We start from the raw sequence: 18,220 nt of genomic DNA, 5'->3' as shown, positions 1-18,220 counted from the left end.
ACCAGACGGATTATCTCCACGGCAGCGAAATAACACAAATATCAAACGGGTGGGCGTTTACGGTACAGCCACAGGCCGGGGATCGACAGCCCGATGGAGAGCGCGCCGACGATGGATGACGCCTTAAGAAAGTTGCTGAGAAGAAGGATCATCTGAGGCTCGGTATAGCCGAAATGGCTAATTTTCACCGCGGAAATCATCGCGGTATAGGCCGATATCCCCGGAAACATGGGGATCACGGCCGCAACGGTGAATACTTTGGGATGCGCCAGGTACCAGCGCGACCACTGGATGCCGATACTGCCGACCAGCATGGATGCCATAAATGTTGACCATTCGATGTTAAAACCCGCCGTCATCATCACCATTCGCGAGCCATGGCCAATCGCGCCCAGCAGCGCACACCACGGCAGCGCGCGTTGCGGTACGTTAAATACCATCGCGAAGCCGACGGCAGGAATGGCGGCCAGAAGCATGTCCTGAGCAAGCGCCAGCAGAAAATCGATCACGCCCATCCGCGTAACCCCCAAAGTGTCATGGCCATGACCACGCCGATGCAGGTCGCCAGCGTCAGCAGGCTGGCGATAGCCCAGCGAGCCAGGCCGGTATTGATGTGCCCTTTAAACATGTCGGCGACGGCGTTGATCAACGGAAAGCCCGGGACCAGCAGAAGCACGCTGGCGGCCATGGCAACGGTCGGCGTGTTGGCAAACTGCGGCAGGCGCAGCAGCAGACCGGAAACCGTGGTGGCGACAAACGCGGTAATGCAGAAGTTAATTTGCGGATGCAGCTGCCGATGCGTCAGCAGCTGGCGAACATACATGGCGATACTGCTGGCGAAAAAGGTGATGATTGCACCGTCCCAGCCCCCTTTGTTGAGCTTACAAAAGCAGGCGCACGAGAGCCCTACCATCACCACGACGAGCCAGCGCGGATAACGTAATGGCTTGATCTGGTTGAATCGTTTTTCAATGTCACTGAGATCGAGAAGCTTATGTTCTGCAAGGATGACAATGTGCTGCACTTCGGTCACGACGTGCATGTTGATGCCGCGATCATGGTTTTTGCGCGTGGAGGTCAGGCACTGACCGTCCTTGATTGTGGTCAGCACAATGGCGTTGGATGAGATTGCGCTTTCGACGCTGTCCATCCCTAGCGCCAGCCCCAGCCGGGTGGAAAGCTCCTCAACCAGCGCGCTTTCCGCGCCGTGCTGGAGCAGAAAAAGACCGCACTGAATACATAGCCGCGTGATAGCACGCTGCGTTGACCGCTCTGCCTGCATGTATTGTCCTGGAAAAAGATGGATAGCTATCTGTTAACCCATAGTGGGTACTTTTAGCACAGAGTGCAGTCCCTCTTGCTGTGGGCCAGATCAAGGTTTGTGCAAACAGTTGCAGTCCGTGTCGTGGAAGGGGGAAGGGATTAATTTATCAATACCATGAATTATAAATACCAAAATATAAAATATTTGTATTTAGTTATTCTAATTTTATATTGTCGTTATTTTAATGTCTCCACAATTAATTTTTGTTTCGCTTTGTGAGATATTACTGCTGTTTAGGCATTTCTTAAACTAAGCATACATCTCATCTTCTGCTTGTATTAACCAGTCTTACACTCAGGGACGAAAATACTCATACGTTGATGCGTTTTAACGTTACTCATCAAATGAAAAATGGACACGGAGGGTCTATGTTGTCATTGCATGGTAAGCATGGCGTTGTCATTAGCCGGATGCCCGTGATGCAAAACGGGTTAGGGGGCCTGATGGCACGTCATTTCCCCGAATTTGAATTGAGCTATTGCCGCTCATTGCAGGAATTAACGCTGCTCCAGTTGCGCCGCGCGGACGTCATTATTGCCGATATTTCAGGCGAATACAGAAACCCTCGGGGTGCGCTTGAAGAGTATTACGGTTTATTGAATCAATACCGGGATATTCACTGGATCTTTTTAGTCTCGCGGCCGCTTTACCCTATTGCGGTTGAGTTACTTATGCGCCCGGAAAGCACGTTGCTTTCTGACATGGAGCCTATTGAAGGCGTGGTTAACGCTATTCGGGCCGGTAGCGAGCGGGCAGAGCGGATTAGCCAGACGTTATTAACTCCGGAACCTCAGAGTACGGAGAATGAAAATGAACACGTTATCGCGCTCACGCACTCCGAACGTAAGGTCCTGCGTCTGTTAGGGAAAGGATGGGGGATTAACCAAATCGCCACATTGCTCAAGAAGAGCAATAAAACCATCAGTGCGCAGAAAAACAGTGCGATGCGACGGCTGTCATTACGAAGTAATGCGGATATGTATGCCTGGATCAACAGTACACAGGGAATGAGAGAGCTGAGTTTGCTATCAGCCTATGGAGAGTTCGAGGAATGGAAAAAACCGATTCAACAAGACATATCGCCATCATCGAAAATTGCGCGATGAGTGCCGTCGGGCTACAGCATCTTTTTGCGATGCCCGGCCTGAGCCATTATCAGCTACACCTGTTTAGTGAATTTGACAGTTTTAAGAATGCACTTCATCACGTTAATTTTTTCTCGCTGATCTACTCCCTTTCCGATGCGCGAGAGGAGCGCCGTAACTGCCTGGCGCACCTGCGGGATCTGGCGTTTACGCACGGTCATATCCAGCGCATCATTTTGGTTTCTGACGAGATGGAAGCACGGCTAATTAGCCATCTTTCGCCATCGCGCCTGCACGGAGTAGTCAGTAAATCGGTGACGCTTGAGCATCTGCAGAAGGAACTCGTGGAGTTGCTGAGCGAAACGCTGCGCATCAATGACAATATGCTGAATCACTGGTACCGGAGTCAGAACAGGATGCTAAGCCCCACAGAGCGGGCAATATTGCGTTATATGTCCTGCGGGTATTCCATCCCTGAAATCGCGGCACAGCTTGAACGGAATATTAAGACCATTCGGGCACATAAGTTTAATGCGATGGTGAAACTGGGCGTGAATTCAGACGTAGGGTTGCTCGATGCGGCGGATATTATTACGCATCTTCCTGCAAGAGAGCCGCAATGTTTGGCTCTCCTCACGCCCACATTTTTATAACCCGTCTTTTGCGCGCCAGATACACTCTGGCGCGTCAATCAGATACAGACATCCACCCATTTTGCGGAAGTCAGTTCTGCCATTCTGTCAGGTGAAATGCGCACAGCGCTGTGAATTGCGCCTGCGGCGGGCAGCACTTCGGCGTACTGCTTCAAAGAGATATCACAATATACCGCGAGCGGGTTTTCCAGCCCGAACGGGCATACACCGCCAACGGGATGACCGGTAATGGTCACCACTTCATCACTGCTGAGCATGCGCGCTTTCGCACCGAACGTGTCTTTGAGCTTTTTGTTATCCAGACGCGCGTCGCCTTTCGCCACCACCAGGATCACCTCATTTTTAACCTTGAGTGAAAGGGTCTTGGCGATTTGTCCCGGCTCGACACGATGGGCGGCAGCAGCCAACGCAACGGTAGCAGTACTTTGACTAAGCTCAATAACGTCTATATCCGGCGCGTTGTCGGCAAAAAACTGCTGTACAGACTGCAAACTCATTGTTTCCTCCTGACAAATATCCTGCGTAATCTGTCATAAGAATTTATGCTCTGTAAATATCTCTTAAGTAACAAATACCCCAAACGGCTGATTTCTGGATCCCCTTCACAATCACAGAAACCGGTTACAGTAACCGGTTGCAGAGCGCGGAGCGTAGATTAATACTGAGTACGTAACGTCCCCTGTATCCAATAATAAGAGCCAAATATGAAACCATTTCGTCTGAGCAGTACCGCTGGTTGGCAAGCCAGCAAGGTTGTGAAGCTGATGTATGGAACAACGTGCGGCGCGTATGTGCCCGTAACAAACGTCTGACAGGAGATCTGCCATGTCTGCCAACCATGCTGCGTTTAATCTGATATTCCGTTTCGTCGAAAATTACGTCAGCCCGATAGCCGGGCGGATCTCTTCCCAGCGTCACGTTATGGCGATTCGTGACGGGTTCATCTCCGCGATGCCGTTTATGATTGTGGGTTCGTTTTTGTTAGTGTTCGCTTACCCACCTTTTTCGCCTGATACCACCTGGGGTTTCGCCCGCGCCTGGCTGGATATGGCGAAGCAGTTTGAAGGCCAGATCCTGACGCCGTTTGATATGACAATGGGCATTATGTCCATTTATATCTGTGCGGCGATTGCCTATAACCTTGGCAAACACTACGTCAAATCTCATCAGCTGGACCCGTTTATGTGCGCCATGCTGTCGCTGATGGCGTTTCTGCTGGTCGCGGCACCCAAAACCAAAGGCACGCTCCCTGTCGACAGTCTGGGGGGAACGGGCATTTTTACCGCGATTCTGGTGGCGATTTACTGCGTTGAGATGATGCGTTTCCTCAAAGCGCATAACATCGGCATTCGCCTGCCGGACCAGGTCCCGCCGATGATCAAAAACTCTTTTGATCTGCTGATCCCGGTGCTGGTGGTAGTGGTGACCCTTTATCCTCTGAGCCTGGTGATTCAGTCTCAGTTTGGTATGCTGATCCCGCAGGCCATTATGTCGGTCTTTAAACCTCTGGTTTCCGCGGCAGATTCCCTGCCTGCGATCCTGCTGGCCGTGTTGATTGGTCATCTGCTCTGGTTCGCCGGGATCCACGGTGCCGCTATCGTCTCCGGGATGCTGCAGATGTTCTGGCTGACGAACCTTGGCGCAAACCAGACCGCGCTGGCCGCCGGTCAGCCTTTGCCGCATATTTTTATGGAAGCGTTCTGGACGTTCTTTATCGTGATTGGCGGGTCGGGCGCCACGATGGGATTGGTGATTTGCTATCTGCGTAGCCGTTCAGCGCATTTACGCTCTATCGGGCGTTTGAGCGTAGTACCCAGCTTCTTTAACATCAACGAGCCGGTCATTTTCGGTACGCCAATCGTGATGAACCCGGTGTTCTTTATCCCGTTCCTGCTGGCACCGATGGTTAACGCCGTTCTGGCGTGGGCGGCGATGACCTTTGATTTGATTGGGCGCGTCATCTCCGTGGTTCCCTGGACGGCACCGGCGCCGATAGGCGCAGCGTGGGCCCTGGGCTGGGATTTCCGCGCGGCGATTCTGGTTGTGGTTCTGGCCTGCGTATCGGCGATCATCTACTTCCCGTTCTTCAAAGTGTATGAGAAGCAGCTGCTGGAGCAGGAAGCGGAAGAAGCGCAGCGTAGCGCGGAAGAGGACAATCAGCAGGTGGCATAGGTAAAAACAAAACGGCAACCCAGGTTGCCGTTTTTTGTTTTTGTAGGCCCGGTAAGCGAAGCGCCACCGGGCAAATCACTGCTTTACTTCAGCGTGCAATCCCCACACTGCTTAACGTCCGGCAGGCGATAGCGCTGGCAGCAGGTGCGGCGAACCAGAAGCCCATCACGGAGCACGACGGTACGGAATAGCGGGTTGTCACGGCCATCGGAAAGCTGCTTTGCAAAGAAACAGGACTGACGCAGGGCCTCAACGTTCTCATCACCGAGAAGCGGCTTCATTTCCGTTAAATACCAGTGGATTAAATAGCCCGTATTGCTCCAGATAAGCTTCCCATTAATCTCTCCCGTCGCTTCCAGCGCTTCCACCACCGGGATCAGGGCCTGCGTGATGAGCCGCTCCATACGTTCCTGAGCAGTGAGGCGTTCAGCGCTGTGGTCTTCGTGGAGATCAATCCAGAAACAGGCCGCACGTCCGGTTTCGTGAAACTCGACGTGGAAATTATCCGGCGAGAGTTCAAGCATGCTCTTCTGTGTTAACAGCGCCAGCATGAGCGGAGGCACCATCAGCCCGATATACCACTGCGCCCAGAGGGAGAGCAGGGGTTTATTTTCCCGCGTAAGGGTAGGCTGGTTGCGATAGATATGGTCGGAATAGGTGGCCAGCAGTGATTGCAGCTTAGACGGTTGGCGCCACTCTGAGAGCGTCATCGCGTGGGACGGGGGCGCTTCATCAAGCCGGATAAAGTCCAGCAGGTGGGCACGCGTTTCCGCAATCTTTTCCCGTATCGCATCTGCAAGCGAAGCATTCCCGCTGGTGAGCGGCGCTCGCCAGAGGAGAGGTTCGACGATGTGTGCGGTATGCGTGGCCATAGTATAGATAGAAATCTAAATGATAATGATTGCCAATCCTAACTATTGCTCATACCAATGGCAAGACTTTTGTCCTGGTGACCTCGTCGGTAGGTTTATGCCGTCTGAATCTCTTCGCTTAACAGAATGTTATTGCGTCCCATATGCTTTGCTTCATAGAGGGCTTTGTCCGCTTTTTCCAGCGCGCCTTCCACGTCTTCATCCTCAAAAATGGCGATGCCAATGCTGATAGTGACGTTTGTCGCGACGCTTTCGTTAAACAGATGCGGGATTTTCAAATCATACACTTTCTGACGGATCCGCTCGGCCGTCTGGCGAGCGTGTTCGAGTGAAATGTTGGTCAGCAGCACCATAAACTCTTCCCCACCAAAACGCGCCACAATATCGCGAGAACGTACGGCGTCACGGATTGCCGCAGAGACGCGCTTCAGCGCCTGGTCGCCCATCATATGGCCGTAATGGTCGTTATAGGCTTTGAAGTGGTCGATATCCATCAGCAGGACAAAGTGTTCGCCATTTTCTACCGTGGGCAGATTCTCCAGACGGCTTTGCAGACCGCGACGATTATAGAGCCCGGTAAGCGGGTCCATCATGCTGAGGTCGGTAAGGGTTTCTCGTTCTTCCAGAAGGCGAGAGAGCAGCTCCTGAGCGAAACGGTCGTTGCGTCTTTGCAAAATGTTATGAATAGCAATTGCCACCACAGGAAGTGCGAAAGAATAGGTCATTCGCAGCCATATATCGTGATCGCTTAACCACAGGCAGACAATAAAGGTGGGCAATGAATGCAGCGTAAACGCTTTGATATTACTGGCGAACGCCAGCGTGCCGATAAAAAGTACCGTTAAAAGAGCAATTAGCAAATACGTCGCATGGTCCTGAGTAATTAAGGCGAATTTGGAGACAATTTGCCAGGCCCATAAAATACCGAAGATCGCTGAAACGACAGGAATATTTATCTTCCGCGCGCGCTTTCTCCAGTGCCAGACGAACAGGCCAGTACTGATGGCGAAAATAGCAATCAGAGGGGCAGAAAACAGGCGTACAGAATTGAGCGGATTTGTTACCGAGAACACTGCCGAGGTTGCGTTCAGAAATAAAAATAAACGTAACGATAATTGATATTTTCTGTGAACCAAAGACCGCCAGGATTGTGATGTCATAGTCGCGTGTTTTTATTAAAATTTAATTAAAACAGATAAATAGGTGTTATTTCGCAATAAAATATGCAAAAAACTCAAAGAGTAATTATCAGAAAATCTTTAGACGTTGTTAACAGGTGCGCAATTTATCACCTTAGACAATTCCTGTCATTACGGGAAAGGTAAAGGTCGATGGATTTTGATTCATTCAGCTGGCAAATGATAATTTTTGTTATATGATATTGGTTATCATTATCGTTGAAAGAGGGGAAATCATGTTGAACAGAGCGCTGGGCAGTGGTTGGGGGGTACTGCTACCGGGAGCCATTCTCGGCGGTTTGACGTTTGCCGATCTCTCTCTCGATACCTGGAAAGCCATCATCGCGTCAGGACTGTTAGCCACGTCAGGCATGATCTGGCATAAGCAACTACGTCACTTTGTTTTACTGCCATCCTGTGTCGCGCTGGTCAGCGGAATTCTGGTGATACTGATGAGTTTGAAATAACAGGGAAAAAGAAGAAATTCAGAGGGGTTGTAAGATAATTGGTGCGAGGGGGGGGACTCGAACCCCCACATCCTAAGGACACTAACACCTGAAGCTAGCGCGTCTACCAATTCCGCCACCTTCGCACAGTCATCTTACTCTTTATTGCTATGTTGATATCGCCTCGTTGGTGCGAGGGGGGGGACTCGAACCCCCACATCCGTAAGGACACTAACACCTGAAGCTAGCGCGTCTACCAATTCCGCCACCTTCGCATACCATCGATACTGTAAAAGTATCGTAACCACGGAGGCGCATTCTAGATGTTTTCAGCTTTACGTCAACAGAAAAGTGCGCGTGATGCCTTGATTGATGCAAAAATGGCCGATGGACGCGCCGTGTATAGCCGGATGGCGCTTTCGCTTATCCGGCCTGGAGGGGAGGCGATTACTTTTTGGCCTGACGCGTCATCACGGTGCGGTAGACCTTAAAGCGGCCGGTCTGGGCGATAACTTCGTGGAAGCCAAAAGTTTCATCCAGCACTTTCGGGTATGCCAGGAAGGCGTTCGCGACGATACGCAGCTCACCGCCGCTGTTGAGGTGACGAACTGCGCCACGGATCAGCGCTTGTGCCGCTTCCAGGCTGGTCTCCATACCGTCGTGGAACGGCGGGTTAGAGATGATCATGTCGAAGCGACCGGTGATGTCGGAGAAGACGTTGCTGGCAATGACTTCGCCTTCAATGCCGTTTGCGGCAAGGGTTGCGCGGCTGGCTTCAACCGCCGGGGCGCTCACGTCACACAGGGTTAAGCGCACTTTTGGCGAATGGCTGGCGAGCACGGTAGAGAGCACGCCCGCGCCGCAGCCTACGTCCAGCACTTTGCCTTTGGTGTGCGGCGTCAGGGTGGAAAGCAGCAGCTTGCTGCCCGTATCCAGCGCATCGCGGCTGAACACGCCCGGCAAGGTTTTGATGGTCAGGCCGTCAAGCTGGTACTCGTCCCAGTATGCCTGCGCATCAAACGTTGTCTGTTTTTCCAGACGGCCATGGTACAGACCACAGCGGCGAGCGCTGTCGACTTTATTCAGCGGCGCGTAGCCTTCCAGCAGCTGTTCCGCGCTACGCACGCCGCTGCGGTTTTCACCGACCACGAAAATATCGCAGCCGACCGGCAGCAGGGAGAGCAGGTTCATCAGTTGGAACTGGGCTTCCGGTTTATTCTTCGGCCAGTAGTAGATCAGCGTATCGCAGTCGGCGATATCGCTCTGCTCTGCCACCAGGCTAAAGCGCGCGCGCTCGCCCATCTGGCGGCTCAGCACCTGCCAGTGGTGGTAGTATTGGGTGTGGGCACGGCTTTCAGCACAGTCGAAACGCGCGGGCAGGTCATCCTGCATATCTCCGGCAAACAGAATACGGCTTTCTTCGAAATCATCACTGTGACGCAGCAAGACTTCACTTGCCGGGGTAAATGCAGACATGAATTGTTCCTCAATAAACTCAGGCGGGGATTATAGTAGGTAGATGGCGCACTTTCGACACATTTGCTATATTTGCGCGCCTGAGAGACAGGAGTTTTCCCTATGACATCCCGACGAGACTGGCAGTTGCAGCAGCTGGGCATTACCCAGTGGGCTTTGCGTCGCCCGACGGCGTTGCAGGGCGAAATCGCTATCTCCATCCCGGCGCACGTTCGCCTGGTGATGGTGGCGGAAGCACTGCCTGCCCTGAATGACCCCCTGATCGGTGATGTTCTTCGCAGCCTGAAGCTGACGGCCGACCAGGTTTTACCGCTGACGCCAGAGCGTGTCGCGATGCTGCCTCCTGATAGCCGCTGTAACAGCTGGCGTATCGGAGAGGCAAATGAGATCTCTCTTCAGGGGAGCCAGATCTGCACGCCAGCGCTGGACGAACTGAAAGCCAACCCAAAAGCGCGCAGCGCGCTATGGCAACAAATCTGCGAATATGAACACGATTTCTTCCCTCACGACGCCTGACCTGTCCACCGCGTTCGCGATTGAAACACGCGCCCACGCGTTTCCGTGGAGCGAAAAAACCTTCGCCAGCAATCAGGGCGAACGGTATCTGAACTACCGCCTGGACGTTGACGGCACCATGGCCGCTTTCGCGATCACGCAGGTTGTTCTTGATGAAGCGACGCTGTTTAATATCGCGGTTGATCCCGCGTTTCAGCGCCGCGGGCTTGGAAGAGAACTGCTTGAGCACCTCATCCGTGAGCTCGAAACCCGTGACGTTTTCACCCTGTGGCTGGAGGTGCGCGCGTCGAATGTCGCCGCCATCGCGCTCTATGAAAGCTTAGGCTTTAACGAGGCGACAATCCGCCGTAACTACTACCCCACCGCAGAGGGACGTGAAGACGCCATCATAATGGCTCTGCCGATTGGATAATAAAAAATAAGGTTGTAACGATGAAATGGGACTGGATTTTCTTTGATGCCGACGAAACGCTGTTTACGTTCGACTCGTTCGGCGGCCTGCAGCGGATGTTTCTCGACTATAGCGTAACCTTCACCGCTGAAGATTTTCAGGACTATCAGGCGGTCAACAAACCGCTGTGGGTGGATTACCAGAACGGTGCCATCACCGCGTTACAGCTTCAGCACCAGCGCTTTGACGTCTGGGCGGAACGCTTAAAGGTCAGTCCGGGAACGCTGAACGAGGCTTTTCTCAACGCCATGGCCGATATTTGTGCGCCCCTGCCGGGCGCGGTTTCCCTGCTGAATGCGTTGAAAGGTAAGGTGAAACTGGGGATCATCACCAACGGTTTTACCGCCCTGCAGCAGATCCGCCTTGAGCGCACCGGCCTGCGCGATCATTTTGACGCGCTGGTGATCTCGGAAGAGGTTGGCGTGCCGAAGCCGGATCCGCGAATTTTCGACTACGCGCTGGCGCAGGCCGGCAATCCCGACCGCGATCGTGTCCTGATGGTGGGGGATACCGCAGAGTCAGATATTCTGGGCGGCATGAAGGCTGGTCTGTCGACCGTCTGGCTCAATGCGCATGGCCGCGTGAAGCCTGAAGGCATCGAGCCGACCTGGACCGTGACGTCGTTGAACGAACTGGAGCAACTCCTGTGTAAACAATGATTGCCTGCCCCCCGTTGATGGGTAAAATAGCCGCAATTTTGTATTCCATGATGCGTGGCGTGCTGCCGCGCTTATAAAAGAAGATTTAATTATGACGTTGTCTCCTTATCTGCAAGAGGTGGCCAAGCGCCGCACTTTTGCCATTATCTCGCACCCGGATGCCGGTAAAACGACCATCACTGAGAAGGTGTTGCTGTTCGGACAGGCGATCCAGACTGCGGGTACCGTTAAAGGCCGTGGCTCCAGCCAGCATGCAAAATCTGACTGGATGGAGATGGAAAAGCAGCGTGGTATTTCGATTACCACCTCCGTGATGCAGTTCCCGTATCATGACTGCCTGGTGAACCTGCTGGACACCCCGGGTCACGAAGACTTCTCCGAAGATACCTACCGTACCCTGACGGCGGTGGACTGCTGTCTGATGGTGATCGACGCCGCGAAAGGTGTAGAAGATCGTACCCGTAAGCTGATGGAAGTTACCCGTCTGCGCGATACGCCGATCCTCACCTTTATGAACAAACTCGACCGTGACATCCGCGATCCGATGGAGCTGATGGATGAAGTGGAAAACGAGCTGAAGATCGCCTGTGCGCCAATCACCTGGCCAATTGGCTGCGGTAAGCTGTTCAAAGGCGTTTACCACCTCTATAAAGACGAAACCTACCTGTATCAGACCGGTAAAGGCCACACCATTCAGGAAGTGCGCATCGTGAAAGGTCTGGACAACCCGGATCTGGACGCGGCGGTCGGCGAAGAGCTGGCCGCGCAACTGCGCGACGAGCTGGAGCTGGTCAAGGGCGCGTCTCACGAATTCGACAAAGAGCTGTTCCTGAGCGGCGAAATTACCCCGGTCTTCTTCGGTACCGCACTGGGTAACTTCGGCGTTGACCACATGCTCGACGGTCTGGTGGAGTGGGCGCCGCAGCCGATGCCGCGCAAAACCGACACCCGTGAAGTGGAAGCGAAAGAAGAGAAGTTCACCGGCTTCGTGTTTAAGATTCAGGCCAACATGGACCCGAAACACCGTGACCGCGTGGCCTTTATGCGCGTGGTGTCCGGTAAATATGAAAAGGGCATGAAGCTGCGCCAGGTGCGTATCGGTAAAGACGTTGTCATCTCCGACGCGCTGACCTTTATGGCGGGTGACCGTTCGCACGTTGAAGAGGCCTATCCGGGCGACATCATCGGGCTGCACAACCACGGCACCATCCAGATCGGTGATACCTTCACCCAGGGCGAAATGATGAAGTTCACCGGTATTCCGAACTTCGCGCCGGAGCTGTTCCGCCGCATTCGTCTGCGCGATCCGCTTAAGCAGAAACAGCTGCTGAAAGGCCTGGTTCAGCTCTCCGAAGAGGGCGCCGTGCAGGTGTTCCGCCCGATTGCGAACAACGATCTGATCGTGGGTGCGGTCGGCGTGCTGCAGTTTGACGTGGTCGTTGCGCGCCTGAAGAGCGAATACAACGTAGAAGCGATTTACGAATCGGTGAACGTCGCGACCGCGCGCTGGGTTGAGTGTTCTGACGTGAAGAAATTCGAAGAATTCAAGCGTAAGAATGAAGTTCAGCTGGCGCTGGATGGCGGCGATAACCTGACCTATATCGCGCCAACGATGGTCAACCTGAACCTGACGCAGGAACGTTATCCGGACGTTCAGTTCCGTAAAACCCGCGAGCACTAATCCCCTCTCAGAGCACGGCATTCGCCGTGCTCTTCTTTATTTCCTGTCTTATTAATCCCTTGCGGAATGTTCTTAATTCAACGCAATTTCACGCTATTCGCCCATTTTTTACCCAATTCTGAAAGCGGCTCTGTGAGAGTGATCTATATTTAACTCAGTGTTTAACACCGGGCGTGGATAAATTAACTGTTCAATGCATGGCTTTAGGTTATCCATTTTGCTCGTGTGTTTATTCGCAATATATATCACTACTAAGGAAGTATGTAGCCCGAATAACGGGTCAACACAGGAATAGATCGATGAATATGACAAGACTGAAGATTTCTAAAACTCTGCTGGCTGTAACACTGGGTAGCGCTCTGGTGAGCGGCTCCGCCCTGGCGGAAAGCAGCACCATGGATAAAGCACAATCCACGGCCGATAGCGCAGGGCAAAAAATCGATAGCTCTATGAATAAAGTCGGCAATTTCATGGATGACAGCTCTATCACAGCAAAAGTGAAGGCCGCACTGGTGGATGATGAAGCCATCAAGAGCACCGATATTTCCGTTAAGACCGACAAGAAAGTGGTCACGCTGAGCGGCTTTGTTGAAAGCCAGGCTCAGGCTGAACAGGCGGTGAAAGTGGCGAAAGGCGTCGAAGGCGTCGCCTCCGTCAGCGATAAGCTGCACGTCCGTGACGGCAAAAACGCGTCGGTGAAAGGTTATGCCGGTGATGCAGCCACCACCAGCGAAATCAAAGCTAAACTTTTAGCAGATGACATCGTGCCGTCCCGTAAGGTGAAAGTGGAAACCACCGATGGCGTGGTTCAGCTTTCCGGTACGGTAGATTCGCAGGCGCAAAGTGAACGTGCCGAGTCCATCGCGAAAGCGATTGATGGTGTGAAAAGCGTTAAAAACGATCTGAAAACGAAGTAAATCTCGACCATTCGCCCGTCTGGCTAAACCCTGCGGGCGAAATAAGAACGACTCTGGAAAAACGCCGGTGAGTGACCTGAGCGCTCACGTTTAGCGGCCGACATTAACTATGGTAAAGGAGAAGCTTATGTTTCGTTGGGGCATTATATTTCTGGTTATCGCGTTAATTGCCGCCGCATTGGGCTTTGGTGGACTGGCAGGTACAGCGGCATGGGCAGCTAAAATTGTCTTCGTTGTGGGTATTATTCTGTTCCTGGTCAGCCTGTTTACAGGGCGTCGACGTCCATAGCAAACGCAATATTCCTTCAACAAAATAAAGCCAGTCACTGTGACTGGCTTTTTCTTATTTGCGTAACAGGTCGGGTGCGTTACTGTGGTGTTATAAAATAATCAAAACAGGAAAGCAGAGGTGGGGCAACGAATTCCCGTTACGCTCGGCAATATTGCGCCGCTGACGTTAAAACCGTTTCGCGCGGGTCAACTCGCGCTGGTCTGCGAGGGTGGCGGACAGCGCGGCATTTTCACCGCTGGCGTGCTGGACGAATTTATGCGCGCGCAGTTCAACCCCTTTGACCTTTACTTCGGCACCTCTGCCGGGGCGCAGAACCTCTCTGCCTATGTCTGTAACCAGCCCGGCTACGCGCGAAAGGTCATCATGCGCTACACCACGGCGAAAGAATTTTTTAACCCGGTGCGGTTTGTGCGCGGCGGCAACCTGATCGATCTCGACTGGCTGCTGGAGTCAACCTCCAGCCAGATGCCGCTGGCCATGGATACTGCCGCCCGTCTGTTTGATAGCGGTAAAGAATTCTGGATGTGTGCCAGCCGGGGCGATGACTATTCCCCGGGCTATTTTTCGCCTCAGAAAGAGAACTGGCTGGATATCATCCGCGCCTCCAGCGCGATCCCCGGCTTTTATCGTACCGGTGCCCTGCTGGACGGTATTAGCTATCTGGACGGGGGGATCAGTGACGCGGTGCCGGTGCAGGAAGCCGCCCGTCGCGGGGCGAAAACCATTGTGGTGATCCGTACCGTACCGTCGCAAATGTATTACACCCCGCAGTGGTTTAAGCGGATGGAGCGCTGGCTGGGCGACAGCAGCCTGCAGCCGCTGGTGAACATCGCGAAGCAGCATGAAACCACCTACGGCGCGATGCAGCGCTTCATTGAGAAACCGCCGGGCAAGCTGCGTATTTTTGAAATTTATCCGCCTAAGCCGCTGCTGAGCATGGCGCTGGGCAGCCGCGTTCCTGCGCTGCGCATGGATTACAAAACGGGGCGGCTGTGTGGGCGCTACTTCCTGGCGACGGTGGGGAAAATGCTGGCGGAGCAGCCGCCGCTTCATCGCCATAAACGCATTATTACGCCGCCTGCGATTGTCGCCAACGACGCCCTGACGGTGCCCCTGGTTGACATTCCGCAGGCGAATGACGCTTTACTGGATAACGAGGATCTGGCGTGATGCACCGCTTTGTCGACACCCATTGCCACTTTGATTTCCCGCCGTTTACGGGAGATGAAGAGCAAAGCATTGCGAAAGCGGCCGAGGCAGGCGTTCAGGCCATTATTGTGCCTTCAGTGGAAGCGGCTTACTTTTCCCGCGTGCTGGATCTTTCCACGCGTCACCCTGCGCTCTATGCGGCGCTCGGCCTGCATCCGATCGTGATTGAGCGGCATCGGGATGAGGACATTGAGCGACTTGATGAGATAGTGCAGACCGCAGGCGACAAGCTTGTCGCCATCGGTGAGATCGGCCTCGATCTTTATCGCGAGCATCCGCATTTTGAGCGCCAGCAGACGATCCTCGACGCGCAGCTCAGGCTGGCGAAGCGTCACGATCTGCCGGTGATCCTTCATTCAAGACGCACACACGATAAGCTGGCAATGCACCTGAAGCGTATCGATTTGCCGCGTAAGGGCGTCGTGCACGGTTTCTCAGGCAGCCTGCAGCAGGCGCAGCGTTTTATCGAGCTGGGCTACAAAATCGGCGTTGGGGGCACCATCACCTATCCGCGCGCCAGCAAAACCCGGGACGTGATGGCACAGCTGCCGCTGTCGGCGCTTCTGCTGGAAACCGACGCGCCGGACATGCCGCTGAACGGTTTTCAGGGCCAGCCGAATCGTCCGGAACAGGCGGCGCGCGTGTTTGCCACCCTGTGCGAACTGCGAAAAGAGACTGAAGAGGCCATAGCCGGTGCGCTGCTGGAAAATACGCGTTCGGTATTTGGCATCACGCTATAGATAAAGCGCCGGACGGATCACCGTTATCTTCTGTTTTTCCAGCGCCCGCGCCAGCGGTTCAACGTCTTCCGGCGTGGCGCTGCGCCATGACGCCGCCTCGCCGTACACGCCATGCGCATGAAACGCGTTGAGGCGCACCGGCACGTTTCCCAGCCCGTGGATAAACGCCGTCAGCGGCTTCAGATGTTCCAGATAATCACACTGTTCCGGAATCACCAGCAGGCGGAGCTCCGTTAAACGATTACGATCTGCCAGCCAGCGGATACTCTGCTTGATTTGCGGGTTTTCGCGCCCGGTCAGGAAGCGGTGGTGTTCGTTCCCCCATGCTTTCAGGTCCAGCATCGCGCCATCCAGTACCGGCAGCAGCCTTTGCCAGCCGGTTTCGCTTAACAAACCGTTGCTGTCGACCAGGCAGGTCAGATGATTCAGGGCGGCATCGGCTTTGATCGCTGAGAATAGCGTCACTAAAAACGGTAATTGCGTTGTGGCCTCACCGCCGCTCACGGTGATCCCCTCGATAAACGGTGCGGATTTGCGGATCTGTGAAAGGATCTCCTCCACGCTCAGGCGGTGCGCCATAGGCGTTGCCTGCTGCTGGCACAGGTGCAGGCAGGTGTCGCACTGCTGGCAGTCACTCTCCTGCCACCAGACGCGTCCCGCCTGTATGGTCAGTGCGTCGTGCGGGCAGTGGGGCACGCAGTCCCCGCAGTCGTTGCAGCGGCCGATCGTCCACGGGTTGTGGCAGGTTTTACAGCGCAGGTTGCAGCCCTGCAGGAACAGGGCCAGGCGGCTGCCCGGCCCGTCCACGCAGGAAAAAGGGATGACCTGACTAACTAAAGCGCATCTGCTGTTCATGGCTTATCACGCGCGGCTGACGTTCCAGAATACGGGTATTGCGCGCGGCTTCTTCACCCAGCCAGGTGGTATTGGTGCGCGATCCGGCTTCCCGGTACTTCTCCAGATCCGACAACCGCACCATATAACCGGTAACGCGCACCAGATCGTTACCCGCGACGTTGGCGGTAAACTCGCGCATCCCCGCCCTGAACGCGCCGAGACAGAGCTGGACCACCGCCTGCGGGTTACGTTTTACCGTCTCATCCAGCGTCAAAATATCGCTGATCCCGGAAGCGTAGTGCTTGTGGTGCGGCGCCACCGCCAGCAGGTGGCTGATGGGATCCGGCTCGTCGCCGTAGGGCAGGCGCGCGCCCGGCGTGGTGCCCGAGTCAGAGCTGATCCCCGACTGCGCATGCAGCATCGCGCGCTGCTTCCAGCCGTGTTTCACCGGCGTGTTTTCGACAAACGCCGCAAGCTGTTCGCTGATGCGATAGCCCAGCGCGTTGGCCTGCTCGTCTTTGCCGTAACGCCCAGTCATCCCGGCTTTCTCACAGAGCACGTTTACCGCTTCTGCCAGGCCGTACATGCCAAACATCGGCACAAACCGATCGGCATCAATCAGCCCCTCTTTCACCAGGAAGCTATTCTCAAAGAAGCCGGATTGTTGATACAGGAAATCGCAGCGGGCATCGATGATGGCCATTTGCTGCTGGCAGTAATGCGGGAGGGCGCGGCTGAAGTAGTCTTCCATTGACGTACTGTGTTCGGCGATGGCCTTGAGGTTGAGGCGCACCAGGGTGCTGCCACCGCCTGCCAGAGGCAGGGAGTTGTAACAGCTCACTACGCCGTAATGGCCTTTTGTGAAAATTTTATCATTCACCGGGCCATTAGAAATATGCGGTTTGCTGCATTCACATATGTTTTTCGCCACCTCAAGCAGCAAATCATCCGGGGTGATCGCTGGATCATAAATAAAGGTCAGGTTCGGCGCGACCTGCTTCAGCTCTGCATCGGCACGCAGAATGGCGCGCGTGACGGGGGTATCTTCCGGCCCGATATTGGCATGCATAAAGGCATCGGGCAGCGTACGGTCGAGATAGCGCCAGAAACGTTTTATTCGGCTATTGATTTCTTCTTGTGTTAGAATTCTAACATAAGGTTGCAGCAACGCATCAAGCTGACCGAGATAGACCGGCATCGATGTGACGGACGGAACATGGTGGTAGAGGATGGTTAACAGTGAGAGGGCGTCGTCGAGATCTTTTGCCCCTTCCAGCTCCAGCCATTCTGAACCATTAGCCAGAAATTTTGCGTAATCCGGCAGAACGTAACGGGGTTTGTAAGGCGCATGGCCTTCGAACATGTCGCAGATAAAACCCTCGTCCAGCGCGGCGCGTGCTGCCTGCGGCAGGGCGGGATAGGGCAGATCGTTTTCCGCTTCCAGCGCCAGGAAATGACGTTTTTGCTCAGGCGTTAACACCGGGCTTGTCACAATCTGCTGGCAACGTTGTTGCAGGGCGTCGGGGCTGGAGTGGGACATGTTCGCTTCCTTGAGTGTTCTGCGGATGATGAACGGATTGTAGAAAGCCTGCCTGTCGGCACTTTTGATCCGACAGGGGGTATCGCTGCTTTAGTCGGCAATGTGCACGCTAAAGTTTGAAGAAGATCTCATTACAGTAATGCAAATTTGCATGCAGTTTTCATTAACTGTG

Annotated in this window: 20 protein-coding genes and 2 tRNA genes; 12 read left to right on the top strand and 10 right to left on the bottom strand. The window is 54.1% G+C overall.

What is annotated here, in order from left to right:
- Positions 1–41 precede the first annotated feature (41 nt).
- Entirely contained in the window at positions 42–515 is a 474-nt protein-coding gene (locus C6A40_RS03540) for a threonine/serine exporter (RefSeq protein ID WP_114191236.1), read from the bottom strand.
- Complete coding sequence (locus C6A40_RS03535) at positions 506–1,282, bottom strand: threonine/serine ThrE exporter family protein (RefSeq protein WP_021240591.1); 777 nt, start codon at positions 1,280–1,282, stop codon at positions 506–508. The genes C6A40_RS03540 and C6A40_RS03535 overlap by 10 nt, the downstream gene beginning before the upstream one ends.
- 410 nt (positions 1,283–1,692) lie before the next feature.
- Between C6A40_RS03535 and C6A40_RS03530 the strand changes: the two genes are divergently transcribed.
- Both C6A40_RS03530 and bglJ read left to right on the top strand, forming a co-directional pair.
- Positions 1,693–2,430: a helix-turn-helix transcriptional regulator gene (locus tag C6A40_RS03530; protein WP_008502087.1), complete on the top strand. Its 738-nt coding sequence runs from the start codon at positions 1,693–1,695 to the stop codon at positions 2,428–2,430.
- Positions 2,427–3,062 carry a DNA-binding transcriptional activator BglJ gene (bglJ, locus tag C6A40_RS03525; RefSeq protein ID WP_032622978.1) on the top strand — a complete coding sequence of 212 codons (636 nt, stop codon included), beginning with the start codon at positions 2,427–2,429 and terminating at the stop codon, positions 3,060–3,062. The genes C6A40_RS03530 and bglJ overlap by 4 nt, the downstream gene beginning before the upstream one ends.
- A 38-nt stretch (positions 3,063–3,100) precedes the next feature.
- Here the strand turns inward: bglJ and C6A40_RS03520 are convergent, their stop codons facing one another.
- The gene (locus C6A40_RS03520; RefSeq protein WP_008502085.1) at positions 3,101–3,559 is read right to left on the bottom strand and encodes a YbaK/EbsC family protein; all 459 of its coding nucleotides are present in this window, start codon (positions 3,557–3,559) and stop codon (positions 3,101–3,103) included.
- A gap of 328 nt (positions 3,560–3,887) precedes the next feature.
- Here C6A40_RS03520 and C6A40_RS03515 point away from each other — a divergent pair, with 328 nt between their 5' ends.
- On the top strand, positions 3,888–5,234 hold the full coding sequence (locus C6A40_RS03515; protein ID WP_008502084.1) for a PTS cellobiose transporter subunit IIC: 1,347 nt from the start codon (positions 3,888–3,890) through the stop codon (positions 5,232–5,234).
- Between the two features lie 83 nt (positions 5,235–5,317).
- Here the strand turns inward: C6A40_RS03515 and fhuF are convergent, their stop codons facing one another.
- Positions 5,318–6,106 carry a siderophore-iron reductase FhuF gene (gene fhuF, locus C6A40_RS03510; protein ID WP_021240589.1) on the bottom strand — a complete coding sequence of 263 codons (789 nt, stop codon included), beginning with the start codon at positions 6,104–6,106 and terminating at the stop codon, positions 5,318–5,320.
- 95 nt (positions 6,107–6,201) lie between these two features.
- Complete coding sequence (locus C6A40_RS03505; protein WP_023293335.1) at positions 6,202–7,266, bottom strand: GGDEF domain-containing protein; 1,065 nt, start codon at positions 7,264–7,266, stop codon at positions 6,202–6,204.
- Between the two features lie 215 nt (positions 7,267–7,481).
- Here C6A40_RS03505 and C6A40_RS03500 point away from each other — a divergent pair, with 215 nt between their 5' ends.
- Complete coding sequence (locus C6A40_RS03500; protein ID WP_072205004.1) at positions 7,482–7,751, top strand: DUF1435 domain-containing protein; 270 nt, start codon at positions 7,482–7,484, stop codon at positions 7,749–7,751.
- 39 nt (positions 7,752–7,790) lie between these two features.
- Here C6A40_RS03500 and C6A40_RS03495 read toward each other — a convergent pair.
- From C6A40_RS03495 to rsmC, 3 genes are all read right to left on the bottom strand, one after another.
- Positions 7,791–7,876, bottom strand: a tRNA-Leu gene (locus tag C6A40_RS03495).
- Positions 7,877–7,918: 42 nt separating this feature from the next.
- Positions 7,919–8,005, bottom strand: a tRNA-Leu gene (locus C6A40_RS03490).
- Positions 8,006–8,177: 172 nt separating this feature from the next.
- The gene (rsmC, locus tag C6A40_RS03485) at positions 8,178–9,206 is read right to left on the bottom strand and encodes a 16S rRNA (guanine(1207)-N(2))-methyltransferase RsmC (RefSeq protein ID WP_008502080.1); all 1,029 of its coding nucleotides are present in this window, start codon (positions 9,204–9,206) and stop codon (positions 8,178–8,180) included.
- 102 nt (positions 9,207–9,308) lie between these two features.
- Here rsmC and C6A40_RS03480 point away from each other — a divergent pair, with 102 nt between their 5' ends.
- From C6A40_RS03480 to C6A40_RS03445, 8 genes are all read left to right on the top strand, one after another.
- A complete protein-coding gene (locus tag C6A40_RS03480; RefSeq protein ID WP_039265275.1) occupies positions 9,309–9,722 on the top strand; it encodes a DNA polymerase III subunit psi in 414 nt (137 codons plus the stop codon).
- Positions 9,691–10,134 (top strand): ribosomal protein S18-alanine N-acetyltransferase, encoded by a 444-nt coding sequence (gene rimI / locus C6A40_RS03475; protein WP_008502078.1) that lies wholly within the window; start codon positions 9,691–9,693, stop codon positions 10,132–10,134. Before C6A40_RS03480 ends, rimI begins: the two co-directional genes overlap by 32 nt.
- 20 nt (positions 10,135–10,154) lie before the next feature.
- Positions 10,155–10,832 carry a pyrimidine 5'-nucleotidase gene (gene yjjG, locus C6A40_RS03470; RefSeq protein ID WP_008502077.1) on the top strand — a complete coding sequence of 226 codons (678 nt, stop codon included), beginning with the start codon at positions 10,155–10,157 and terminating at the stop codon, positions 10,830–10,832.
- 91 nt (positions 10,833–10,923) lie between these two features.
- Positions 10,924–12,513 carry a peptide chain release factor 3 gene (prfC, locus tag C6A40_RS03465; RefSeq protein WP_008502076.1) on the top strand — a complete coding sequence of 530 codons (1,590 nt, stop codon included), beginning with the start codon at positions 10,924–10,926 and terminating at the stop codon, positions 12,511–12,513.
- A 299-nt stretch (positions 12,514–12,812) separates the two neighbouring features.
- Positions 12,813–13,430: a molecular chaperone OsmY gene (osmY, locus tag C6A40_RS03460; protein WP_045335622.1), complete on the top strand. Its 618-nt coding sequence runs from the start codon at positions 12,813–12,815 to the stop codon at positions 13,428–13,430.
- Positions 13,431–13,557: 127 nt separating this feature from the next.
- A complete protein-coding gene (locus C6A40_RS03455; protein ID WP_003856556.1) occupies positions 13,558–13,719 on the top strand; it encodes a DUF1328 domain-containing protein in 162 nt (53 codons plus the stop codon).
- Between the two features lie 120 nt (positions 13,720–13,839).
- A complete protein-coding gene (locus C6A40_RS03450) occupies positions 13,840–14,892 on the top strand; it encodes a patatin-like phospholipase family protein (RefSeq protein ID WP_008502074.1) in 1,053 nt (350 codons plus the stop codon).
- A complete protein-coding gene (locus tag C6A40_RS03445; RefSeq protein WP_072205866.1) occupies positions 14,889–15,671 on the top strand; it encodes a TatD family hydrolase in 783 nt (260 codons plus the stop codon). Before C6A40_RS03450 ends, C6A40_RS03445 begins: the two co-directional genes overlap by 4 nt.
- Here C6A40_RS03445 and C6A40_RS03440 read toward each other — a convergent pair.
- Together C6A40_RS03440 and C6A40_RS03435 are read right to left on the bottom strand one after the other, a co-directional pair.
- Positions 15,666–16,526 carry a YjjW family glycine radical enzyme activase gene (locus tag C6A40_RS03440; protein WP_023293330.1) on the bottom strand — a complete coding sequence of 287 codons (861 nt, stop codon included), beginning with the start codon at positions 16,524–16,526 and terminating at the stop codon, positions 15,666–15,668. The genes C6A40_RS03445 and C6A40_RS03440 overlap by 6 nt on opposite strands.
- Entirely contained in the window at positions 16,501–18,048 is a 1,548-nt protein-coding gene (locus C6A40_RS03435) for a YjjI family glycine radical enzyme (protein ID WP_045335623.1), read from the bottom strand. Before C6A40_RS03435 ends, C6A40_RS03440 begins: the two co-directional genes overlap by 26 nt.
- Positions 18,049–18,220: the final 172 nt, after the last annotated feature.

The organism is Enterobacter sp. GER_MD16_1505_Eko_090, assembly GCF_003331015.1.
GTDB lineage: Bacteria > Pseudomonadota > Gammaproteobacteria > Enterobacterales > Enterobacteriaceae > Enterobacter > Enterobacter roggenkampii.
Note: the sequence above shows the minus strand (reverse complement) of the source record. Positions and strands in the feature narration are given on the sequence as shown.